21 protein-coding genes are annotated in these 22,673 nt (G+C 54.7%); 8 read left to right on the forward strand and 13 right to left on the reverse strand.

Annotated elements, in window-relative coordinates; all coding sequences use genetic code 11:
• Positions 1-31: 31 nt before the first annotated feature.
• The 3 genes from ACT3TY_RS03070 (at position 32) to ACT3TY_RS03080 (ending at position 2,125) form a co-directional block, all read left to right on the forward strand.
• Positions 32-577 (forward strand): DUF924 family protein, encoded by a 546-nt coding sequence (locus tag ACT3TY_RS03070; protein ID WP_441677092.1) that lies wholly within the window; start codon positions 32-34, stop codon positions 575-577.
• Between the two features lie 36 nt (positions 578-613).
• On the forward strand, positions 614-1,648 hold the full coding sequence (rluF, locus tag ACT3TY_RS03075) for a 23S rRNA pseudouridine(2604) synthase RluF (RefSeq protein WP_441677093.1): 1,035 nt from the start codon (positions 614-616) through the stop codon (positions 1,646-1,648).
• Between the two features lie 162 nt (positions 1,649-1,810).
• Positions 1,811-2,125, forward strand: coding sequence for a hypothetical protein (locus ACT3TY_RS03080; protein WP_441677094.1), 315 nt, complete (start codon positions 1,811-1,813; stop codon positions 2,123-2,125).
• A 77-nt stretch (positions 2,126-2,202) separates the two neighbouring features.
• Here the strand turns inward: ACT3TY_RS03080 and ACT3TY_RS03085 are convergent, their stop codons facing one another.
• Genes ACT3TY_RS03085 through ACT3TY_RS03095 form a run of 3 tightly spaced genes read right to left on the reverse strand, consistent with a single transcriptional unit; the run spans position 2,203 to position 4,547 of the window.
• Positions 2,203-2,862: an anthranilate synthase component II gene (locus ACT3TY_RS03085; RefSeq protein WP_441677095.1), complete on the reverse strand. Its 660-nt coding sequence runs from the start codon at positions 2,860-2,862 to the stop codon at positions 2,203-2,205.
• Positions 2,859-4,271, reverse strand: a complete 1,413-nt coding sequence (locus ACT3TY_RS03090; protein ID WP_441677096.1) for an anthranilate synthase component I family protein — start codon at positions 4,269-4,271, stop codon at positions 2,859-2,861. The genes ACT3TY_RS03085 and ACT3TY_RS03090 overlap by 4 nt, the downstream gene beginning before the upstream one ends.
• A gap of 3 nt (positions 4,272-4,274) precedes the next feature.
• Positions 4,275-4,547 (reverse strand): Trp family transcriptional regulator, encoded by a 273-nt coding sequence (locus ACT3TY_RS03095; RefSeq protein WP_441677097.1) that lies wholly within the window; start codon positions 4,545-4,547, stop codon positions 4,275-4,277.
• Positions 4,548-4,772: 225 nt separating this feature from the next.
• On the opposite strand from ACT3TY_RS03095, the gene ACT3TY_RS03100 reads away from it, so the two are divergent.
• Complete coding sequence (locus ACT3TY_RS03100; protein ID WP_444627305.1) at positions 4,773-6,659, forward strand: monovalent cation:proton antiporter-2 (CPA2) family protein; 1,887 nt, start codon at positions 4,773-4,775, stop codon at positions 6,657-6,659.
• Positions 6,660-6,691: 32 nt separating this feature from the next.
• Here the strand turns inward: ACT3TY_RS03100 and ACT3TY_RS03105 are convergent, their stop codons facing one another.
• The 9 genes from ACT3TY_RS03105 to ACT3TY_RS03145 all read right to left on the reverse strand — a co-directional run bounded on the left by ACT3TY_RS03105 (position 6,692) and on the right by ACT3TY_RS03145 (position 17,107).
• Positions 6,692-7,264, reverse strand: coding sequence for a hypothetical protein (locus ACT3TY_RS03105; protein ID WP_192526406.1), 573 nt, complete (start codon positions 7,262-7,264; stop codon positions 6,692-6,694).
• A 33-nt stretch (positions 7,265-7,297) separates the two neighbouring features.
• Positions 7,298-8,116: a class I SAM-dependent methyltransferase gene (locus tag ACT3TY_RS03110; protein WP_444627310.1), complete on the reverse strand. Its 819-nt coding sequence runs from the start codon at positions 8,114-8,116 to the stop codon at positions 7,298-7,300.
• A gap of 2 nt (positions 8,117-8,118) precedes the next feature.
• Positions 8,119-9,843, reverse strand: coding sequence for an AMP-binding protein (locus ACT3TY_RS03115; protein ID WP_441677099.1), 1,725 nt, complete (start codon positions 9,841-9,843; stop codon positions 8,119-8,121).
• A gap of 53 nt (positions 9,844-9,896) precedes the next feature.
• Positions 9,897-10,820, reverse strand: a complete 924-nt coding sequence (locus ACT3TY_RS03120; protein WP_441677100.1) for a hydroxymethylglutaryl-CoA lyase — start codon at positions 10,818-10,820, stop codon at positions 9,897-9,899.
• 11 nt (positions 10,821-10,831) lie between these two features.
• The gene (locus ACT3TY_RS03125) at positions 10,832-12,922 is read right to left on the reverse strand and encodes an acetyl/propionyl/methylcrotonyl-CoA carboxylase subunit alpha (RefSeq protein WP_441677101.1); all 2,091 of its coding nucleotides are present in this window, start codon (positions 12,920-12,922) and stop codon (positions 10,832-10,834) included.
• Positions 12,919-13,743, reverse strand: a complete 825-nt coding sequence (locus tag ACT3TY_RS03130) for an enoyl-CoA hydratase/isomerase family protein (RefSeq protein ID WP_441677102.1) — start codon at positions 13,741-13,743, stop codon at positions 12,919-12,921. Before ACT3TY_RS03130 ends, ACT3TY_RS03125 begins: the two co-directional genes overlap by 4 nt.
• A gap of 11 nt (positions 13,744-13,754) precedes the next feature.
• Positions 13,755-15,362 carry a carboxyl transferase domain-containing protein gene (locus ACT3TY_RS03135; RefSeq protein WP_441677103.1) on the reverse strand — a complete coding sequence of 536 codons (1,608 nt, stop codon included), beginning with the start codon at positions 15,360-15,362 and terminating at the stop codon, positions 13,755-13,757.
• Positions 15,363-15,371: 9 nt separating this feature from the next.
• Positions 15,372-16,541 (reverse strand): isovaleryl-CoA dehydrogenase, encoded by a 1,170-nt coding sequence (locus ACT3TY_RS03140; protein WP_441677104.1) that lies wholly within the window; start codon positions 16,539-16,541, stop codon positions 15,372-15,374.
• Between the two features lie 134 nt (positions 16,542-16,675).
• Positions 16,676-17,107, reverse strand: coding sequence for a MerR family transcriptional regulator (locus tag ACT3TY_RS03145; protein WP_441677105.1), 432 nt, complete (start codon positions 17,105-17,107; stop codon positions 16,676-16,678).
• Between the two features lie 239 nt (positions 17,108-17,346).
• Here ACT3TY_RS03145 and ACT3TY_RS03150 point away from each other — a divergent pair, with 239 nt between their 5' ends.
• From ACT3TY_RS03150 to ACT3TY_RS03165, 4 genes are all read left to right on the forward strand, one after another.
• Positions 17,347-18,501: an acyl-CoA dehydrogenase family protein gene (locus tag ACT3TY_RS03150; protein ID WP_441677106.1), complete on the forward strand. Its 1,155-nt coding sequence runs from the start codon at positions 17,347-17,349 to the stop codon at positions 18,499-18,501.
• Positions 18,502-18,561: 60 nt separating this feature from the next.
• The gene (locus ACT3TY_RS03155; RefSeq protein ID WP_444627306.1) at positions 18,562-19,677 is read left to right on the forward strand and encodes an enoyl-CoA hydratase/isomerase family protein; all 1,116 of its coding nucleotides are present in this window, start codon (positions 18,562-18,564) and stop codon (positions 19,675-19,677) included.
• Between the two features lie 153 nt (positions 19,678-19,830).
• Positions 19,831-20,733: a 3-hydroxyisobutyrate dehydrogenase gene (mmsB, locus tag ACT3TY_RS03160; RefSeq protein ID WP_441677108.1), complete on the forward strand. Its 903-nt coding sequence runs from the start codon at positions 19,831-19,833 to the stop codon at positions 20,731-20,733.
• A 79-nt stretch (positions 20,734-20,812) separates the two neighbouring features.
• Complete coding sequence (locus tag ACT3TY_RS03165) at positions 20,813-21,439, forward strand: glutathione S-transferase family protein (RefSeq protein WP_444627307.1); 627 nt, start codon at positions 20,813-20,815, stop codon at positions 21,437-21,439.
• Positions 21,440-21,629: 190 nt separating this feature from the next.
• Here ACT3TY_RS03165 and ACT3TY_RS03170 read toward each other — a convergent pair whose 3' ends face one another.
• The gene (locus ACT3TY_RS03170; protein WP_444627311.1) at positions 21,630-22,550 is read right to left on the reverse strand and encodes a ketopantoate reductase family protein; all 921 of its coding nucleotides are present in this window, start codon (positions 22,548-22,550) and stop codon (positions 21,630-21,632) included.
• Positions 22,551-22,673: the final 123 nt, after the last annotated feature.

A 22,673-nucleotide genomic window follows, 5' to 3' on the forward strand; every position in this document is an offset into this window, starting at 1 on the left:
CGGCATTTATGTATGTTCTTAGGAGGCGGCAATGAATTTGGATGCTCAAGCGGTGTTGCAGTTCTGGTTTAATGAACTAACCCCGGCGCAGTGGTTTAAGAAAGACGCCGAGATGGACGCCGCTATCATGGCGCGTTTTGGAGAGCTGCACGGCCATGTTGCCCAGTGCGAATGTTATACATGGCGGGATACACCGCAGGGGCGTCTGGCCGAAATTATTGTGCTTGATCAGTTTTCGCGCAATATGTACCGCGATAATGCCCGCGCGTTTGCGTTTGATGCGCTCGCGCTTGCTCTCGCCCAGGAAGCCGTGGCAGCAGGTGCCGACATGGCGTTAACGCCTGAAGAGCGCAGCTTTTTATATATGCCCTATATGCATAGTGAATCGAAAACGATTCATGCCCAGGCAATGGTGCTGTTCGACCAGCCTGGGCTTGAAAACAATCTTGATTTTGAAGTTCGTCATAAGGCGATTATTGACCGCTTTGGTCGTTACCCTCATCGCAATATGCTATTGGGGAGAACGTCCAGCGATGAAGAAGTCGCCTTTCTAGAACAGCCTGGCTCCTCTTTCTAGCGGCGCTTTTATCCACTTTTAGCCTTACGGCGTGTTATGTCATTACGAAAATCGACTCGAATCAATAAGTATATTAGTGAAAGCGGCCTTTGCTCGCGCCGTGAGGCAGACCGCTATGTAGAGCAGGGCAATGTCTGGATCAATGGCCGTCGTGCGACAACCGGTGACCAGGTAATGGCTGGTGATCGTGTAAAGGTGAATGGTCAGGAAATTGAGCCCCAGGAGGAAGAAGACTTTATTCTGATTGCGCTCAATAAGCCTGTCGGTATTGTGAGCACGACTGAATCGAGTGAAAAAGACAATATTGTTGAGTTTGTAAAGCATGGGGCACGTATTTTCCCCATTGGTCGGCTGGATAAAGACTCTCAAGGGCTGATCTTTTTAACCAATAATGGGGATCTGGTTAATAAAATTCTCCGTGCCAACAACAATCACGAAAAAGAGTACCAGGTAACGGTTAACAAGCCGATTACGGAGGAATTTGTTGAGGGGATGCAAAAGGGTGTGCCGATTCTTGGCCAGGTCACCAAGAAGTGCCAAGTGAAGAAAGTGTCCACTTTTGTGTTCACTGTCACGCTAGTACAGGGGTTAAATCGTCAGATACGCCGGATGTGCGAATACTTCGGTTATGACGTTACCCAATTAATACGCACGCGGATCATGAATGTGTCTTTGAAGGGGTTGGCACTGGGTGACTGGCGTGATTTAACGCCCAAAGAGGTGGAGACCATCATTGCCCTGACGGAGAGCGCTGACAGTAGTGCAGCGCCTCCTAAACCGGCTAAGCCGAAAGCCAAGCCTCGGGCACCTACTGGGCAACGTCCACGTAAGGGAAAACCGGGAACGGGGGCAAAATCCGATAGCGCTGGCAAAGCGGCGGGCAGTAAATCGCGCTCAAACACCAAGGGCAAGCCCGGTACTTCCAAAGCTCACCCTAACGCAAAAACCGCAGCAGGGGGCAAACCTGCAGCCCAAGGCAAGCGTAGTAGTAAGTCTTTCGGTAAAGGACAGCCCGGGGCAGGTAAACCAGCCGCGCGAGGAAAAGCGCCGCGCCCCAAAACGAAACGCTAGGCTTTTTAAGCGCTTGCATGGATTAGCCAGGAAACATTCAAAATAAGCGAAGGAGACTTGGGAATCAAAAAATTGCGATAAGGTAAAGTTGCTGAAAACACCTTGTCCCTTCGTGAAAGTGCCAACTAAGGTATTGATACTTGGATATCATTGGAGGACCTTATGATGGCAGAGCATAATCTTCAAGATGCCACCGTTTATACCCAGGACGGTAGTGCGCTAGGCACGGTTTCAGATGATAGTGCTGAAACAAAAGTTGAGATACTCAAGGCAGGGGGAAGCCGTATCTGGGTCGAACGGCATGACCTGAAAGAGTGTGATGGTCAATGGATACTGGCTGAAAATTACACGGTTTACTCTGCTGAAAACGTCAATGGCGACTGGACGGAAGGAGGGGTGGACGACACGGTTGATGACACCTTTCCAGCCAGTGATCCGCCCTCATTTACATTAGGCGATGAAGGTAAGGGGCGTTAAACCACTCGCCAACATTAAAAAGCGGGAGACGTCATTAAACGGCCTCCCGCTTTTTTTGTGGCGTATTTTAAGATGAATTATGCCAGCAAGAAGTTGGCAATCAGCTCTTTACCCCCTTCGGTGGCAAAGGATTCGGGGTGAAACTGAATGCCGTGGATCGGATAGTCGCGGTGTTTGACGCCCATCAGCTCGAACTCCCCAGCGGCTTCCCAGTGCTCTCGCTGTTCAAAGTGGGCCGCCTTCAGGCTACCCACCGCAGCGGTCACTTCCAGGCACTCGGGTAGCGAGCCTGCATCAGCAATTAGCGAGTGGTAGCGCATCACCTCAAGCTGGTCCGGCACGCCTTTAAATACCGACTGCTGAGTATGCGTAACGGGACTGATCTTGCCGTGCATGGGGAGCGGTGCTTTCACCACTTGGCCGCCAAACACATGAACAATCCCCTGCATCCCGAGGCAGACACCTAACAGCGGTGTGGTCTTCCCCAGCTCTTTGATGACCTCTGCGCAGACGCCGAAGTAGCGTGGGTCGTCTGGCGAGCCAGGCCCCGGCGAAATAATAATACGGTCCGGCGCCATCGCCACAATATCGGTAAATTGAATCTGGTCGTTGCGCTTTACCACAATCTCAAAATCATTGACCGCGCCACGGTTTTTTTCTGTGGTGAGAATCTCGCCAATAAATTGGTACAGGTTGTAGGTGAACGAATCGTAGTTATCGATGATTAACACTTTCATGCCAGGCTCTCCGAATCCATAAAGGGGGCTAAGGCTTTACGCGTGCCGGCAAATTTACGGCGTATTTCTTCATACTCATCGGCGGCGTTACTATCAAACACGTTGCCACCACAGGTCTGCACATAGGCCCGCTCGCCGTTGACAAACACGGTACGAATCGGGATCGCAAAAGTGCAGTCACCGTTAAACGAAAACTGGCCAACCGCGCCGCCGTAAGGGCCTCGGCCATCGTTTTCCAAGTCATCGATAATTTTCATGGCTTCAATTTTGGGCGCACCGGTAAGCGTGCCCGCAGGGAAGTTGCTGGCCAAGGCGCTAAACATGTCTTCGCCCTCGGCAATAATGCCGACGATTTCGCTGGAAATATGCTGAACATGGCTAAAGCGCTTAATGTCCATCAGGCTGCGCACTTTTACGGTGCCAAACTGGGCAACCCGACCAATATCATTGCGATGTAGATCAACGATCATATTGTGCTCGGCAATCTCTTTAGGATCGTTAAGCAGGGTACGGGCCAGCTGAGTATCTTCCTGGGGCGTTTGGCCTCGGGTGGTGGTGCCTGCCAGCGGGAAAGTTTCCATTTCACCCTGGCGCAAGCGGAAGAGAAGCTCGGGACTTGCACCGATCAGCTTCTGACCACCAAACTTCATGTAGTACATCTGAGGAGAAGGGTTAATCGTGCGCAGCTGGTCGTACAGAGCGACCGTATCGCCCTCGATACGAAAGCGCTTTTTAAACCCGACTTCACACTGGAACACCTTGCCGTCGATAATATCCTGCTTGACCTTGGCGACCGCTGCGGCGTGTTCTGCTTGGCTCATGGTGTCGCCAAGCGCGGTAATTTTCAGGTCGTCGCTCTCGATATCCTCAGCGTCGATAAGCGTTTGCAGGAAATCAGAGCGGCTATGGTCGTAATAGAAGTAGGTTACCTCGCCGGTCATCTTATCGAGGATAAGCCCATCTTTATAAAGCCCAAAGCGAAACGTATCGAAGTCATCATTGGCTTTTAAGGAAAGCGTAGGCTCGAAATACTGCATCGCATCGTAGCCTAAATAGCCGCTTAGCCCGCCGGCATACTTGCGCGAAATAATATTTTGCGGGATCAGGCTGCGCAGTAATTCATAAGGATTATCGCTTGGGTAGTGCTCGGCCTTGCCGGCACGATCCTCGATGGTCAGCGTTTGGCCATTCGCGTAAATGGTATATTCAGGATCAAATCCAATGATTGAATGACGGGCGATGTGGCTGTCTTCACCCAGCGATTCAAGCATGTAACAGGTATTGAACTGCTTCTCTATTTTTTTGAATAGGCCAAAAAAGTCACAGTCTGCGGCAAGCGTTACGTAGTGGGGCTTACGCGACAGAGTAAACGGACGCGGGCCAGCATCTGATTGAGCGTGGATAGTCATGATTCAGCGATCCAGTAATGAGTGAGAAGTACCTAGCGCGCGCGAGCCGCGAGAAACCGTCGCAATGCCGACTCCCAGCAATTCAGCAATTTTGCGGTGTGGTACGCCATCACGCAGTAAATTAAAAATCTGCAGGCGTTTGCTGATTTCCTGGTACTCTGCAGGCGTCAGAAGGCTTTCAAGTGCTTCATTCATGGCCTCAGAGCTATCAATGGCCACAAGGAAATTAATCAATTCAGTTTGGTAAACATCATCGGTAGAACGGGATATAGACATGCGCGCACCAATAGTTGAATGCCGTACTAGCGTACTAGTACGATATATTGGTTGGCGAAGAAGTCAAGTCGTTCGAGGGGCAAGTCACTCAAAGAGCAAGTCGTTCGATGGAATAGCCCTACGAGTAATTTGGTGCAGCAAGGGCAGGGTACTGGCATATCAAGTGCGAAGCATTAACGGGCGCTCATCGTCTAATATAACGATATCTTGTTTAAGGAGTGCGGTATGACGGCCTATTTTATTCAAGCATTTATCTACCTTTTGGCGGCAGTCATTGCGGTGCCACTGGCCAAGCGGCTGGGTTTGGGGTCAGTGTTGGGCTATCTTATCGCCGGGGTTACCATTGGCCCGGTATTTGGCTTGGTTGGGCAGGAAACCAACACCATTCAGCACTTTGCCGAGATTGGTGTAGTCATGATGCTGTTTCTGGTCGGTATGGAGCTTGACCCCAAAAGCCTTTGGGCGATGCGGGTTCGCCTGGTCGGCCTTGGTGGCTTGCAAGTAATCATTACCGCAGCGGCAGGTACGCTGATTGCCTGGTGGTTAGGCCTGGTATGGCAAACCGCGCTAACCGTCGGGTTGATTTTTGCGATCTCTTCTACCGCTATTGTGTTGCAAACCCTCAATGAAAAAGGCCTGGCGAAAACCGAGGGCGGGCGTAGCGCGTTCTCGGTTTTGCTTTTTCAGGATATAGCGGTTATTCCCATGTTGGCGCTTATTCCGCTTTTAGCTCTGCCCGAATTAATGGGGGCACCAGGTGGTGAGCCCGACCATGGTAGCTTCAATTTGGTCGCGCACCTGACTGGCTGGACCCATGCGCTCGTGGTGGTCGGCTCCATTGCTGCGGTGATACTTGGTGGGTACTACCTGGGGCCGTTGCTCTTTCGTTATGTGGTGGGCGCAGGGCTTCGCGAAGTATTTACCGCCACGGCGCTGATGGTGGTTATCGGTATTGCAGCACTTATGAGCCTAGTGAATTTATCGCCAGCACTGGGGGCATTTTTGGCCGGTGTCGTGCTTGCCAACAGTGAGTTTAAGCATGAGCTGGAAGCCAATATCGAGCCCTTTAAAGGTTTACTGCTGGGGCTATTCTTCATCACTGTTGGTGCGGGCATTAATTTCGATGTGCTGGCGGCCGAGTGGGCCACCGTCGTGTCGTTGGGTATTGCAGTTATTGTTGTTAAAGCGGTCGTGTTATTGGCGCTTGCCTGGTTGTTTAAGATCAAGGGAAGCAACTTTTGGCTCTTTGCGCTAAGCCTGGCCCAAGCGGGCGAGTTTGGGTTTGTACTGCTGACCTACAGCGTACAAAGCAGCGTGATACCGGCAGACACCGCGCAGATACTCTCACTGGTCGTCGCACTTTCAATGTTTTTAACGCCGCTTCTGTTTATTGCTTATGACCGCTTGGTGCTGCCGCATTATCTGGTTGCAAAAGAGGGCCGAGACGCCGATGCCATTGAGGAACAGGCGCCCGTTATCATTGCGGGAGTAGGACGCTTTGGGCAAATCATCTGCCGCCTGCTGCGGGCCAATAATATCCCGATGGTAGTGCTTGACCTTGAGCTGGAGCAGATCGAAAACTCTCGTCGAATCAATATTAAAAGCTACTTTGGCGATGCCAGCCGTTCTGATCTCTTGGAAAGGGCGGGCATTGAAAGCACCCGCCTTTTGGTGGTCGCCATTGATGATCGTGAGCGTGCTGTACAGATGATTCAACACGTAAAACACTATTATCCCAACGTGTGGGTGCTGGCACGCGCCTTTGACCGTGGGCATGGTTATCAACTGCGTGAAGCCGGGGCCGATGATGTGGTGAGTGAAACGTATCATTCCGCATTGGAGCTTGGTGGCCATGCACTATCGGCCATGGGCGTACATCCCATGCGGGCCAAGCAAATGACCTGGTCATTTGTACAAAATGAAGAAGCCCATGAAGACGAGCTATTTGAGGCTTGGAAAGAGATCGAAGGCGGCATCAGCTTTAGCCCGCGTTATGGTGAGCTATTTATGAAATTGGAGGAGTCACTTAATAGTGCTATGCAACAAGACTGGCAGGAACCCAAACGTGAGGATGTGCCGGTTTGGACAGCACCTGTAGAAGACCAGCGGTAGGTTAATAACGCAAACGTACTGAGAGGTAACGACTAAAACGGCAAATGCAGCGAGGCGCTGAGTTGATTGAGGTGGCTTAACGTCGGCGCATCTACGCGCTCATATTCCAAGCGCGTGACCATCTGGTTAAGCGTCATGGTGGCACCAAAGCCTTGAAGCCAAGCAGTGCCGCCTTCGTCTGCACCCTGAAGCTCATGGGTGTCGCCGCGCCACTCGGTCAGGCCAGATTTAGCGTACATGCTAAAAGCGCCCATACGTACGCCCGCTACAATGGCACCGCCTAAACTAAGCGTATCCATAATCATTGGCGACATGCTGGAGGCAATCGGGACTTCTTCGCTTTCGCGGTAGGCGATTTCAGCGCCAATATCCAATTGAGGGAGTTGCCAAGGGCTAAAACCAGCGGTCACTCGAAAGCCTGACGTGTAGGTGTCCAGGCTGCTTAAGTCGCTGCCTTCCAGCACCACACCATTGTCCAGTTGCAGGAGTTCACTGTTGGGTGAGGCATACGCGATCACCGGCAACGTATCATTGGCGGCAGCGGTGAGTAAAGGTAGGGTTGAACCAACAACGCTGTACAGGAGTACCCCAGTCAAGCGTTTCATTGATGTTCCTCATCCTTGGTCTTGATTGTTATCTCAACCAGCATAGCAAGAGGCTTTAACTTCTACCAAATTAATTGCGTGGTTTTGGAGGTTAAACACCAGATTTCTGCCCATTTCCATAAAGCGCTCACCAAAGATCCATTGGGGAGACAAGGCAGATGCCTGAGTCGTTTGCTCCTTTATTCGCTGGCGTTCACGCCACTCAAGCGCTCTATCACTCCAGTCAACGTTATGCTCGACAATAAAACCACAGCAGCTTAATTGTTCAATGAGCGCTTCATGGCTAAGCAGGCAGGAGTGAACGGGCGTTGCCGCCCAGGGAATAGGGTAGCGCAAGGCCTCTGCATTTTGGCCGCTAACGACTTCGTGCATTACCAACTGCCCACCGGGGCGCAGTACACGGTAGCTCTCGGTAAGTGCCTCGTTAACGTTGGGCATGTTCAGCAGGCTGTGCTGAAACACAAGCGCATCAAAGCTGTTATCGGCAAAGGGAAGGGCGCAAGCATCACCGGTTACCCAATTTAGCGAGGCGCTCTGAGAAGATGTCAGCGTGCTAAGCGTTTTATTAAGTGTGTTAAAACGGTGGGTGATGTCCAAGCCGGTCATGTGAAAACCTAACGCCGACCCTTGGCGCATTAATCCTCCCAGCCCCGCGCCAATATCCAATACCCGTAGATGAAGGGCCGGGTCCAGCAGGGCGAGCAGCCGGGCGGAGGCCGTTACGCCGCCTATATGAAGTTGGTCCAGCGGTGCTAACTGATGCAGAGTAGGCCCCGCAGGGTAATGGTGTTGAATCTGCGCTAGCACCTCGGCATCGCGTAGCCCTTGCTGATAATGCGCCGCTAAAGACATTGTCACAATGATGACTCGTCGCCCAACCCCAATTCCTGAATCGAGATTTCGCGCATCTTGAATTTCTGGATTTTGCCGGTCACGGTCATGGGGAATTCATCGACGAATTTAAAGTAGCGGGGGATCTTGAAGTGGGTGATCTTGCCTTTACAAAACTCACGCAGATCTTCACCGCTAATCTCATCCGCCGTGGCGTTGGGTTTTACCCAGGCAACCAACTCCTCACCATACTTTTTGTCGGGTACGCCGGTGACCTGCACATCGGAAATCGCCGGGTGGGTATACAGAAACTCTTCGATTTCTTTGGGGTAGACGTTTTCGCCCCCGCGAATCACCATGTCTTTAATGCGCCCTACGATCTGGATATAACCCTCTTCATCCATGGTGGCCAGGTCGCCGGTATGCATCCAGCCGGATTCGTCGATGGCCTCACGCGTAGCTTGCTCGTTGTTCCAGTATTTAAGCATGACGCTATAGCCCCGGGTACACAGCTCGCCGATTTCACCGCGAGGTAAGATGGCACCATTGCCGGGATCAACGATTTTGCTTTCCAGGTGCGGCTGGGTACGGCCCACGGTGGAAACCCGCTTTTCAATAGTGTCATTGGCACCCGTTTGGGTAGAGACCGGGCTGGTTTCAGTCATTCCGTAGGCGATCTGTACGCCCTTCATGTTCATCTTGTTGATGACTTGTTTCATGATTTCGGCCGGGCAAATCGAGCCTGCCATGATGCCGGTACGCAGTGAGGAGAGGTCGGTGCTGGCAAACTCGGGGTGGTCCAGCTCGGCGATAAACATGGTGGGCACGCCATAAAGCGCAGTGGCTTTTTGCTCGTGTACGGCTTTGAGTACTTTACCGGGGTCAAAGCCTTCATCGGGGTAAATCATCGCCGCGCCATGGGTCATACAGCCCAGGTTGCCCATGACCATGCCGAAGCAGTGATAAAGCGGCACCGGGATGACCAAGCGATCTTCGCTGGTAAAACCCATGCTTTCGGCCACAAAAAAGCCGTTATTAAGAATATTGTGGTGGGAAAGCGTGGCCCCTTTAGGAAAGCCAGTGGTGCCCGAGGTGTATTGAATATTGATCGGGTCATCAAACTGAAGCGTGCTTTGCAGGTCGTTGACGTCGGTTTGGCTAACCTTGGCCGACTCCAGCATCAAATCTGACCAGCGCCACGTGCCGGGATGCTTGTCGGCGCTTAAGTTAATCACGCACTCAAGCTGGGGCAGTTTTAGCGATTTAAGCGCGCCTTCCGTACTGGTTTTAAGCTCCGGCGCCAGTTCATAGAGCATGTCGCGATAATTAGAGTTTTTAAAGCTATCCGCGCTGACCAAAAAACGCGCGCCGGATTGGTTAAGCGCGTACTCAAGTTCATGAGTGCGGTAGGCCGGGTTGATGTTGACTAAAATAGCGCCGATTTTGGCTGTGGCGAACTGGGTTAATGTCCACTCGCTGCAGTTAGGCGCCCACATACCGACCCGATCACCACACTTCACGCCAATGGCAAGCAACGCGCGGGCGCAGCGGTTCACCTCTTCGTGAAGCTCGCGATATCGCCAATGAATGTTCTGGTGCAGCACAATCAGAGCGTCGTTATCGGGATATTGCGCGGCGATTTGGTCAAATTTATCGCCGATAGTCATGCCAATCAGCGGTTTGTCAGCGGTACTGCTGGCATAGCTGGGCAGGGCTTGGGTAGATAGGCTGGGGTCATGTAGCGCCATGATGTCTCTCCGTATTTTTTATTGTCTGATCGAACAGGCCGCGCTGATTGGCGTTAGGTTGAGTGTCCGCCTCTGGCCAGGGCAACGTTTGAGGTCGGCTTGCGGCCCAGGGCCTGGGTAATCCAGTTGCCGGTATCCAGCACGGCCTGCAAATCAATCCCCGTTTCAATGCCTAAACCTTCCAACAGGTAGAGCACGTCTTCAGTGGCGACGTTGCCGGAGGCACCTTTGGCATAAGGGCATCCGCCCAAACCGCCGGTCGCGGCATCAATCACGCTAATGCCTTCTTCCATCACCGCGTAAAGGTTGGCAATAGCCATACCGTAGGTGTCGTGAAAATGTGCCGCCAGTTGATCGATCGGCACCTGCACGGATACGGCTTCAATCATTCGTTTGGCCGCCAGCGGCGTACCCACCCCGATGGTGTCGCCGAGGGAAATTTCATAGCAGCCCATGTCATAAAGGGCCTTGGCCACCTGAGCGACTTTCTCAGCAGGAATATCGCCTTCATAAGGGCAGCCCAGCACGCAGGAAACGTAGCCGCGCACACGCACATTGGCTTCCTGGGCACGCTTGAGCACAGGCTCGAAGCGCTCAAGGGATTCAGCAATCGAGCAGTTGATGTTCTTCTGCGAAAACGCCTCAGAGGCCGCGCCAAATACCGCGACTTCATCAACACCTGCAGCCAGCGCATTTTCAAGCCCCTTGAGGTTAGGGGTAAGGGCCGAGTAAACCACGCCGGGAGTGCGCTTAATGCCGTGCATTACGTCGGCCGCATCGCCCATTTGCGGCACCCATTTGGGCGATACAAAGCTTGCCGCTTCAATATGGTGGATACCGGCATTGGCAAGCCGCTCAATCAGCTCGATTTTAGTTGCGGTAGGCACCATGGCCCCCGGCTCGTTTTGCAGGCCGTCTCGGGGGGCCATTTCGAACAGGCGTACGCGCTGGGGGAGGCTGGATGGGCGCAGTGCCATGGTAAAGCTCCTTATTCGCCAAGGGCGAAGTCGAGTAATACATCGCCTTGGCTAACGGTATCGCCTGCCTGAAAGCGGAAGCCTTCCACGCGGCCGTTAGTCGGCGCGGTTATGGTGTGTTCCATCTTCATGGCTTCCATAACCATCAGGGGAATGCCTTTTTCAACGCTCGTCCCGGCTTCAACCAATAGCGCTACCACCGTGCCATGCATGGGGGCGGTAAAGCTTGCCTGCACTTCATGCTGGCCGTGATCAATCGCATCGATGCGCTGCCAGTAAAGGCGGGTTTCGCCCTGCGGGTCGACCATGATTAACACATTGCCATCGCGCTGGGCCTGCAGGCGGCGGCGATGCCCGTTAAGGGTAATTGCCACGGCATTGCCGGTAAGCGGTTGAAGGCTGGCGCTAAAGGTTTGCCCATTAACGGCGTGGCCATTAATGGTTAGGTGCCACTCTGAGTCGCCCGGGTGTCGCTTGCCTTCTACTACCACTAAGGGGCTTGCATCCTCGGGCGCTTGAGAGTGCTTGGGATCATGCAAGGCAATACGCACCGTGCGCGGCGCGTTAAGCCGAAATCCATCATGACGATCCCAGGGCGAGTTGCTTTCGCACTCCTGAGCCAGCTGGTGTAACGCCAGTAACGCGGCGCTGGCATACTCTTCAGGCTGGTAGTGGTGCGCGGCAAACAGGGTAGCCTCGTGGCGCTCGATAAACCGCGTATCCAGCTCTACGTTCTTAAACGCGGGGTGAGTCGCTAGGCGCTGCAAAAAAGCCCGGTTGGTGACCACCCCCTGTATATCAAGCGCCGCTAGCGCACGGTTAAGCGTAGCCAGGGCGGCATCCCGGTCACTGCCATGCACAATCAGCTTGGCAAGCATGGGGTCGTAGTGCATGGAAACCGTATCACCGCTTTCCACACCGCTATCCAGGCGCACCTGCTCAGCCTTTAAGTCGGTGCCCGCTAAATCGAGCGCAAAGCGAGTCAACTGGCCCGTGGCGGGTAAAAAGCCCTGGTCAGGATCTTCGGCATAAAGGCGTGCTTCAAAGCTATGCCCGGTGATCGTTAAATCTTCCTGTGTGCTAGGCAGCGATTCACCCATCGCCACGCGCAGCTGCCACTCGACCAGATCCTGGCCGGTGATCATTTCCGTCACCGGGTGCTCGACCTGCAGACGAGTGTTCATCTCCATAAAGTAGAACGCCTCGCCTTGGCCTGGCGAAGCATCCAATAGAAACTCAACCGTGCCTGCGCCCACATAGCCAATTTCCTGAGCGGCACGCACAGCAGCATTACCCATCGCTGTGCGTAGTTCCGGCGTCATGCCGGGGGCTGGGGCTTCTTCGAGGACTTTTTGGTGGCGGCGTTGAACGCTGCAGTCGCGCTCGAACAGGTACACGCCGTGGCCCTGGCGATCACAAAACACCTGTACTTCCACGTGGCGTGGCTGCACCAGATATTTTTCTATCAGCATACGATCATCGCCGAAGGCAGCTTTAGACTCGCGGCGACAGCCTTCCAGCGCCGCTTGGAAGGCCTCGCTGTTTTCGACCACGCGCATACCTTTGCCACCACCACCGGCGCTGGCTTTGAGCATGACCGGGTAACCGATGTTATCAGCCTCGGCCCGGAGTAAATTATCATCCTGATTATCGCCGTGGTAGCCCGGCACCAGCGGTACATTGGCATTGGCCATGCGCGCTTTGGCGGCCGATTTATCCCCCATGGCGGCAATGGCTGACGCGGGTGGCCCGATAAAGGTAATGCCCGCTTCTTCGAGCGCTTTTACAAAGGCGCCGTTTTCCGAAAGAAAGCCGTAGCCAGGGTGAATGGCGCCACTGCCGGTGCGCTTGGCGGCGTCAATCACCGCTTCGATATTTAAATAGCTTTCCCTCGCAGCGGCGGGGCCAATACGAATGGCTTCATCGGCTTCACGCACATGGCGGGCGTTGGCATCGGCATCAGAATACACGGCAACGGTTTTAAGCCCCATGCGGCGTGCGGTGCGCATTACCCGGCAGGCAATTTCACCCCGGTTGGCGATCAGCAACGTGTCAAAGGGCGTGGTACGCACGTTAGGTTCAGACGACGTTAGGTGGCTCATGAGCGGCGCTCCTTGGCATGGCCGGATAGAGGCGTTTCGGCCCAGGCGGGGCGACGCTTTTCAAAAAATCCAGCCAGACCTTCCTGGCCTTCCTGGCTAACCCGCAGCTTGGCAATCACCTGGCAGGTTTGTTCGCGCGTGGCGTCAGAATCAGGCGACTGGCTGACCGTTTGTAGCAGCGCTTTGGTAGCCTGCTGCGCCTGCGGTGAACCGGCGAGCAGGGTTTCCAGCATGGCATCTACCGCGCTATCCAGTGCGCCGTGTTCAACGACCTGATGGGCCAGGCCCAGACTGAGTGCGGTGGGCGCATCAATGACTTCAGCGCTCAACCCGTAACGGCGCATCTGACGCGCGCCGAGTGCGCGGTGTACATAGGGGCTAATGACCGCAGGCGAGAGGCCAATCTTGACTTCTGAAAGGCAGAACCTGGCTTTATCGGAGGCAATAACGATATCGCAGCAGGCGGCCAAGCCTACGGCGCCGCCAAAGGCTGCACCCTGAACCCGGCACAGCGTGGGGCAGGGCAGCGTATCCAGGCTGTGCATTAGGGCGGCGAGTTTGCGCGAATCGGCCAGATTGTCTTCAAAGTCGTAATCGACCATGCACTTCATCCAGTTCAAATCCGCGCCCGCTGAGAAGCTGTTGCCTTCAGAACCCAGCACCACCACGCGAACCTCTCCGCTTTCAATCAGCGGTTGAAGCTGGTCAAGGTGTGCGTTCAGCTCGGCAATCAGCTGGTCATCAAAGGCGTTATGAACGTCGGGGCGATTAAGGGTTAAGCGGGCAACGCTTGCATCAATAGTTAACGTTGAATTCGTCATGATAGAGCCCCTTACATCCGGAACACGCCGAAGCGTGTCTCTTCAATCTCAGCATTCATGGCCGCGGCCAGCGCTAAACCCAGTACATCGCGGGTTTGTAGCGGGTCGATCACGCCGTCATCCCATAGCCGGGCACTGGCGTAGTAAGGGTGGCCCTGGTGCTCATACTGTTCGCGGGTGGGCTGCTTGAACGCTTCTTCGGCCTCTTTAGTCCATTCGCTGCCTTCGCGCTCATACTGCTCGCGCTTAACCTGGGCCAGTACACCGGCGGCCTGCTCGCCACCCATCACGGAAATACGCGCGTTGGGCCACATGAATAGCAGGTTAGGGTCATAAGCGCGGCCGCACATACCGTAGTTGCCCGCCCCGAAGCTTCCGCCAATCAGCACGGTGAACTTGGGCACCTTAGCGCACGCCACGGCGGTGACCAGCTTGGCGCCGTGCTTGGCGATACCTTCATGCTCGTACCTGGAACCCACCATAAAGCCGGTGATGTTCTGCAGGAAAACCAGCGGAATCTTGCGCTGGGCGCACAGCTCAATAAAGTGGGCGCCTTTGACGGCGCTCTCTGAAAACAGCACACCGTTATTGGCCACAATACCCACCGGATGGCCATGAATATGCGCAAACCCGGTGACTAAGGTGTCGCCGTAGTAGCGTTTGAACTCATCAAAATCAGAGCCGTCGACAATGCGCCCGATAACTTCGCGAACATCAAAGGGCTTTTTAAGGTCGGTGCCCACAATGCCGTAAAGCTCCAGCGGGTCGAGCTTGGGTGGCTCGGGTGCCTGCATGGCAAGCTTGCCGCGCTTTTGCCAGTTCAGGCGCGAAACACAGGCCCGGGCAAGCTGCAGGGCATGCATATCGTTTTCGGCATAATGGTCTGCCACACCACTGACTTTGGCATGCACGTCCGCACCACCCAACGCCTCGGCGCTGATGCTTTCACCGGTGGCCGCTTTGACCAGCGGCGGGCCGCCCAGAAAGATGGTGCCTTGCTCTTTAACGATGATCGATTCGTCGGCCATGGCGGGCACATACGCGCCGCCTGCCGTGCAGGAACCCATCACCACGGCAATTTGCGGAATGCCTTCGGCCGACAGGGTGGCCTGGTTGTAAAAAATGCGTCCGAAGTGGTCGCGGTCAGGGAAGACTTCATCCTGACGGGGTAGAAAGGCACCGCCAGAATCGACCAGATAAAGACACGGCAGGCGATGCTTGCGGGCGATTTCCTGAGCGCGAATATGTTTTTTTACCGTCAGCGGAAAGTAGGTGCCGCCTTTTACTGTGGCATCGTTGGCCACAATCACGCATTCAACGCCCGAAACGCGCCCAATGCCAGTCACCACACCGGCGGCTGGTACGTCGCTTTCATACACCTTGTGGGCGGCAAGCGCTGAAAATTCTAGGAAAGGCGAGCCTTCGTCGATCAGGTGATCGATGCGATCACGCACAAACAGTTTGCCACGGCTCTCATGGCGCTCACGAGATTTAACGCCGCCACCCTGGGCAACGGCAGCGGTGAGTTCATGCAGCTGGGTAACCACGCCGCGCATCGACTGCTCATTGGTCTGAAAGAGATCGCTACGCGGATTAATTTGAGTGCTGAGAATGCTCATGGCGCGCCTCTACTGGCTTTCGGTGAAGAGTTCGCGGCCAATCAACATCCGCCGAATTTCACTGGTGCCCGCGCCGATTTCATACAGCTTCGCATCGCGCAGCAGGCGCCCGGTGGGGTATTCATTGATATAACCGTTACCGCCCAACAACTGAATGGAATCCAGCGCTACCTGAGTGGCTTTCTCGGCACAGTAGAGAATGACGCCAGCGGCATCCTTGCGCGAGGTCTGGTCGCGATCACACGCGGCCGCGACGGCATACAGGTAGGCGCGGCAGGCGTTCAGCGTGGTGTACATATCCGCGATTTTGCCCTGCACCAGCTGGAACTCACCGATCGACTGATTAAACTGTTTGCGCTCATGGATATACGGCATTACGACATCCATGGCAGCCTGCATAATGCCGACCGGCCCGGCAGCCAGCACGGTGCGCTCGTAGTCCAGCCCGCTCATCAGTACGCGCACACCTTTGCCTTCTTCACCCAGCACGTTTTCAGCGGGGACCTCGCAATCCTGAAACACCAACTCGCAGGTGTTGGAGCCGCGCATGCCCAGCTTGTCGAGCTTTTGCGCCGTGGAGAACCCCGGCATGCCTTTTTCGATCAGGAAAGTGGTAATGCCTTTGGACCCAGCGTCTGGATCCGTCTTGGCGTAGACCACCAGCACATCGGCATCGGGGCCGTTGGTGATCCACATTTTGTTGCCGTTTAAAATGTAGTTATCGCCGACTTTTTTAGCCCGCAGCTGCATGGAAACCACATCGGAGCCAGCGCCGGGTTCGGACATGGCAAGCGCGCCAACGTGCTCGCCGCTGATCAATTTGGGCAGATACTTGGCTTTCTGTTCGGCGGAGGCGTTGCGCTTGATCTGGTTCACACACAGGTTAGAGTGCGCGCCGTAAGACAGCGCGACAGAGGCGCTCGCCCGGGAGATCTCTTCCATGGCGATACAGTGGGCAAGGTAGCCCATGCCGCTGCCGCCATCCTCTTCAGACACAGTGATGCCTAAAAGGCCCATGTCGCCAAACTTCTTCCATAAGTCGTTGGGGAATTCATTATTACGGTCGATTTCCGCAGCGCGCGGGGCAATTTCGTTGGCGGCGAAGGCATTGACCTGCTCGCGCAGCATGTTCATTTCGTCATCAAGACCGAAATTCAGTTCTGAGTAGAGAGAATGCATGGTCAATCACCTGTTTATTAGAGATCGTTTATTAGAAATCGTTTATTGAAAATAGTTGTTGAGTAGGTAATGAGGCGCCGCTAGCGTTTGTATGATGAGCCAGTCTGGTACGACGGGGCAGAGTTTATGAAACGTCAGGAGGTGGGCGAGGGCGCTTCGGTGTGTTTTTCGTCAAACGCCTCTTTGTCATGAAGCTCATCTAACGCTTGGCGGCAGCGAATTTCGGCGTTCTCAAGCTCCAGCTGCATCATGGCGATATCTTTCATTTGTTGCTCAAGAGCGGCCCGTCGTTCGCTGATTTTGTTCAGCATCAGTAAAAGCTGCTTTTCACTCCCTGTGCGGGTTTCATCCCACAGCTCAAACAGCTCACGAATCTCCGCCAGTGAAAGCCCTAACCGTTTACCTCGTAAGGTCAATTTAAGCCGTACGCGGTCCTGGCTGCTGTAAATACGCGTTTGGCCCCGCCGTGCTGGGTAAAGCAGCTCCTGATCTTCATAAAAGCGAATGCTGCGCGTGGTGATATCAAACTCGTTGGCTAGGTCGCTGATCGAGTAGGTTTTGCTCATCGTCGTTCTCTTTTTTTAAAGGTTTGCTTTTACGAAGCGCTTACCCTGAGGCTAAAACAAGTTTACGTTAACGTAAAGTCTCTATTGTAGGGTTAACGCTAGCAGAGTGGTTGCACAGCGATAATTTAGGCGATAAGTTGACGTACACGTTAACAAATAAATTTGATCAGCCGATGCTGGCGCCATTGGGTAATGCGTGGCAGCGAGGGGTGACAAAGGCTTTTCAGCGGAGATTGGCCATGAACTTTGAGTTGAGTGAAGACCAGGTAGCCTTTGCCGAGTTGGCGCGAGCCTTCGCCCAAAATGAGCTTGAGCCCCATGCTGCACAATGGGACGCCGAAGCTATTTTTCCCGTAGACGTTATTCGTAAGGCTGGCGAGCTGGGCTTCTGCTCGCTTTACGCGCCGGAAAGCGTGGGCGGGCTTGGTCTCTCACGGCTGGATGCCAGCATTATCTTCGAGCAGCTTTCAATGGGCTGTACCTCCACCACGGCGTATCTCACCATCCATAACATGGTGACCTGGATGCTCGCGGACTTCGGCCAGCCAGAGGCGGTTAAGCAGTGGGGCGCAAAGCTTGCAACTGGTGAGCTTCTGGGTTCGTACTGTTTAACAGAACCCAATGCGGGCTCCAATGCGGCCTCGCTTAAAACCTCGGCCAGGCGTGAGGGCGATGTGTATGTACTCAACGGCAGCAAAATATTTATTTCTGGCGCGGGCAGCACTGATTTTCTGGTGGTGATGGCGCGTACCGGTAGCGAAGGCGCGGGTGGAGTCTCGGCATTTGCAGTAGATGCCAAGGCCGAAGGCATCAGCTATGGGCGCAAGGAAGACAAGATGGGTTGGAACAGCCAGCCCACCCGAATGATTACCTTTGAAGACGTGCGCGTGCCTGCGAATCATCTGCTGGGTAACGAAGGCGACGGCTTTAAAATTGCCATGAAGGGGCTGGACGGCGGGCGAATTAATATCGCCACCTGTTCTATTGGCACCGCCCAGCAGGCGCTGAATAAAGCGCGTGACTATCTGCTGGAACGCCAGCAGTTCGGCAAGCGTTTAGCGGATTTTCAAGCGTTACAATTTCGCCTGGCGGATATGGTCACCGAGCTGGTAGCCGCCCGCCAACTGGTGAGAATGGCCGCTGCCAAACTGGATGCCGGTCATGCTGACGCTACCACCTACTGCGCCATGGCCAAGCGCTTTGCCACCGATGTAGGCTTTAAAGTGTGTGATGAGGCGCTACAGCTTTATGGCGGCAATGGCTACATTAAGGAGTACCCCATGGAACGCTATGTGCGCGATACCCGCGTACACCGCATTCTGGAAGGCACCAATGAAATCATGCGCCTGATCATTTCGCGCCGGGTACTCGCCGAAGGTGCCGCTGAGCTGTAAAAAAACAGGGTTGCCGACATGATCGCGGTCGCCATTCGAGCCGATACGTAAGGATGCTGAATGAGTAGCGTACTGTTTACCGAACACGCCACCCAGGATGGCCACACGGTGGTTGAAATCAAGCTTAACGCTGAGCGTTCGCTCAACGCGTTAACGCTGGGCATGATCGACGCCATTCTGCCGCAGCTGGATGCCTGGGAGGCGGACGAGCGGGTTGTCGCCATCCTGCTGGATAGCGCTGGTGAAAAAGCCTTTTGCGCCGGTGGTGATGTGGTCACGCTGTATAAAGCGATTAACGGGGAAGCTGACCCGAGCTTTCCCGAGCGCTTTTTTGAAAGAGAGTACCGCCTGGATTACCGGCTACACACTTATCGCAAACCAATTATTTGCTGGGGCAGCGGCATTGTAATGGGCGGCGGTATGGGCCTGCTCAGCGCCAGTAGCCATCGCGTGGTCACTGAAACCTCCCGGCTGGCCATGCCGGAAGTGACGATTGGCCTTTATCCGGATGTGGGTGCCAGCTGGTTTTTAAACCGCCTGCCGAACGGTATGGGGCGTTTTCTGGCCATGACCGGTGCGCAGATCAATGCATCAGATGCCCTTTACCTGGGCCTTGCCGACCGTGGCATTGCCAGCCATCGCCGGGAAGAATTGCTTCAGCAACTAACCAGTGCCACTTGGGGAAGCGGTGAAAAGACCGATGCCCACGGCGTGGTCAATCAAGCGCTGCGCGAGCTTGAACAAGCCTCTAAAGCAGAGTTTACCGCGCTGGAAACACCCATACGACACTTCGCGCCATTAATTCGCGAGCTGATGGACCACGATACCGTCGAGCAAAGGGTGGCCGCCGTACTGGCGGTAGAAAGTGAGGATAAATGGTTTAGCAAAGCACAAAAGACGCTGGCGCATGGTAGTCCGGTCTCCATTCGGCTTATCCATGAGCAGCTAACGCGTGCCAAGCACATGTCGCTTGCCGAGGTGTTCCAGGCAGAGCTGGCGCTTTCTGTGCAGTGCTGTCGCCACCGGGAGTTTCCCGAAGGCGTGCGCGCATTACTGGTGGATAAAGATGGCTTGCCAGGCTGGACGTATGCAGCGGTAGGGGAAGTGGAAGATCACTTTATGGATGCGCTGTTAGCATCACCGTGGCCCGATAGCCCGCTTGCGGACCTGAAGTAAATAAGCCGTACCGCCGGGGTGTTAAAACGGTCACTGCCAACATTTCATGATCAACGGTTATTACCAGTAGCTCGTTACTCGCCGTTTGTTATTAGCTGCTTTTATTAACTGTTTGTTATTAACCGTTTGTTATTAACAACAAGGACAATCGTTATGGCTACTGTGGCATTTATTGGTTTAGGCAATATGGGCGGCCCGATGGCGGCTAACCTGGCGAAAGAGGGGCATACCGTGCGTGCGTATGACCTTTCTAAACAAGCGCTTGAAGCCGCTAAAGATCACGGCTGTGAAGTGGCAGGCTCGGCGCGTGAAGCCGCCGCCGAGGCTGACTTTGTTATCTCCATGTTGCCTGCAGGCAAGCACGTGAAGGCACTTTACGTTGATGGCGATGAGGCGTTGTTCGAGGTGATCAAACCAGGCGCTTTGGTGATTGACTGCTCCACCATTGATGCCGACACGGCGCGCAGCGTTGCGGCCATTGGCGAACAGCGGGGGATCGACTTTGTCGATGCTCCGGTATCGGGTGGGGTGAGCGGTGCGCTGGCGGGCACGCTGACGTTTATTGTCGGCGGGTCAAAGGCCCAGTTTGAAAAAGTGACGCCTGTGCTAGGCGTAATGGGCAGAAACATTTTCCACGCGGGCGACCATGGGGCAGGGCAAGTGGCCAAGGCGTGTAACAACATGCTGCTTTCGGTGTTGATGGCGGGTACCTGCGAAGCGATCAACATGGGCGTCAAAAATGGCCTCGACCCTGCGGTGCTTTCTGACATTATGCGAAAAAGCTCCGGCGGCAACTGGGTGCTCAATGTTTACAACCCCTACCCAGGCGTTATGGAGAATGTGCCCGCTGCCAACGCGTATCAGGGCGGGTTCCTGGTGGACCTGATGATGAAAGACCTGGGCCTTGCCATGGATATCAGCCAGCAAAGCGCTTCCCCCGTGCCCATGGGTTCCGCCGCCCGCACGCTGTTTACTCAGCACAAGGCAAACGGCAACGGCCAGCTCGACTTCTCAAGCCTGATACAGTTCTATCAGGATAAAGAGGGTGAAGGGTGAAGCCGCCCCACACCCAAGCTACCTTTATCTCATGGCATGATCAGGTAAACTCTTAAAAAACCAACCAATAAGGAACGTTATGATTACGCTTTGGGGCCGCGATAACTCTACCAATGTTAAAAAAGTGCGCTGGGTGCTTAACGAGCTGGAACTACCGTTTGAACAAATTCAGGCGGGGCTCCAGTTCGGGGTCAACAACACGCCCGAATACCAGGCCATGAACCCCAATGGGTTGGTGCCGTTACTCAAGGACGATGCCACCGACTGCCTATTGTGGGAATCCAACACCATCATCCGCTACCTGGCGGCGCAGTATGGCCAAGGGAAGCTGTGGATTGAGCAGCCTGCCAAGCGCGCCCAGGCAGAAAAATGGATGGACTGGGCCAACAGCACGCTTTCCCCTGCGCACCGAGTAATTTTAATGGGCTATGTGAGAACGCCCGAAGCGCAGCGCGATAACGCCGCCATTGAAGCAGGCATGCAAGCCTGTGAAAAGCTGTTTGAACTGCTGGATAACGCACTCGCCAACCAGGCATGGTTTTCAGGCGAAGCGTTTGGCCTGGGCGACATTGCCGTTGCGCCCTTCGTTTATAACCTATGGAACATCGGCCTCACTTGGCAACCGCGCCCCCGTTTGGAACGCTGGTATCAGCAGCTAACCGAGCGCCCCGTGTTCCGCGATGTGGTGATGATCCCGGTTACCTAAACCGCCTCATACGAATAGCCGCACCCTTCGCGGGTGCGCTAACGCTTACACCGCGCTACAAAATCTGAAATATTTGAAATTTCAAACGTGTAGCGCGTGGTAACAAGTAGCGAGCGCAGCGAGAAACGCGGCACCCGCAGCGGCGGCCCGGCGCGAAAGGGCGGCGCAGCCGCCCCAAGCCTGAGCAAGCCTAAAACCCCGCCTCCAACACCGCCAACTCACGATCCAACCCGAGCAACACTTCACAACCCACCCCATACCGTTCGCCACTCTCAATCAGCGGCCCCAAAATCGCACCACGCTCGGTAAGCCGCCTGGCCTCCACATCCTGCAACATCGATGCCTTGTTATTCGCCGTCTTCTCAATAACATTCCACACCAACGCCAACCACGCGTCCAAACCGCTCCCCCCGCTGGGCGCTTGAATACCTTCGGCCAACATAATCGCCGCCACTTCCTCAACAACCGCCTCAACGCGGCCTGCGTAAGCGGCGCCACGCAACTCGCCATTACGAATCCCATTTAACGCCACCAACGGATTAATCGCCGCATTCACCGCCAGCTTCTGCCATAGGCGGCTGCGAATATCATCCACCGCCGTAGCCGCAAGCCCCGCTTGGCTTAGCTGATGCGCTAACTGCTGTGCCAACGCACCGTAGCGATTCTCCAGATCCCCCACAAACGTATGCCCACGCCCCGCATGCACCACGTCATCATCACCGGTTAGATAAGCACCTTCCGTCGTAGTCGCACACAACACCGGCCCCTGCCAACGTTCAGTCAGCCTCGGCTGAGCCAAAAAACCGTTCTGCCACAACACCAGTGGGGTAGTTGCGGAAATAACGCCCGCCACGCTTTCCAACGCTGCTTCAGCAGCCATCGCCTTGGTAGTGATATGTAAAAAAGCAGGCGGCGCTGGCGCCTTGGCTACTAGTTGCGAGGTGGTTACCACGTTTAAATGCTGGCTACGCACCTCGCCTTCGGATGTGGTTATTGTTTGCTGCTCAGGTAGCGCACGGCGGCCGACTAAGGTGACGTCAGCAAGAGGAGAGAGCGAATGGGCTAACAGGCGACCGATGGCGCCTGGGCCTAGTATCCAGTGTGAGGTCATCAAGTGCGTACTCAGGGGCGGTGTTGCTGTTCAGCTTACCCTTTTTGTTGTAAGGAAATGAAGGCGAGTAAAAGTGATGGTATGTAAGGCTAATTTCTAGTGACGTGAGGGCGTGCAATCTGC

This window comes from Halomonas sp. AOP22-C1-8, from assembly GCF_052378905.1.
Classification (GTDB): domain Bacteria; phylum Pseudomonadota; class Gammaproteobacteria; order Pseudomonadales; family Halomonadaceae; genus Vreelandella; species Vreelandella citrativorans.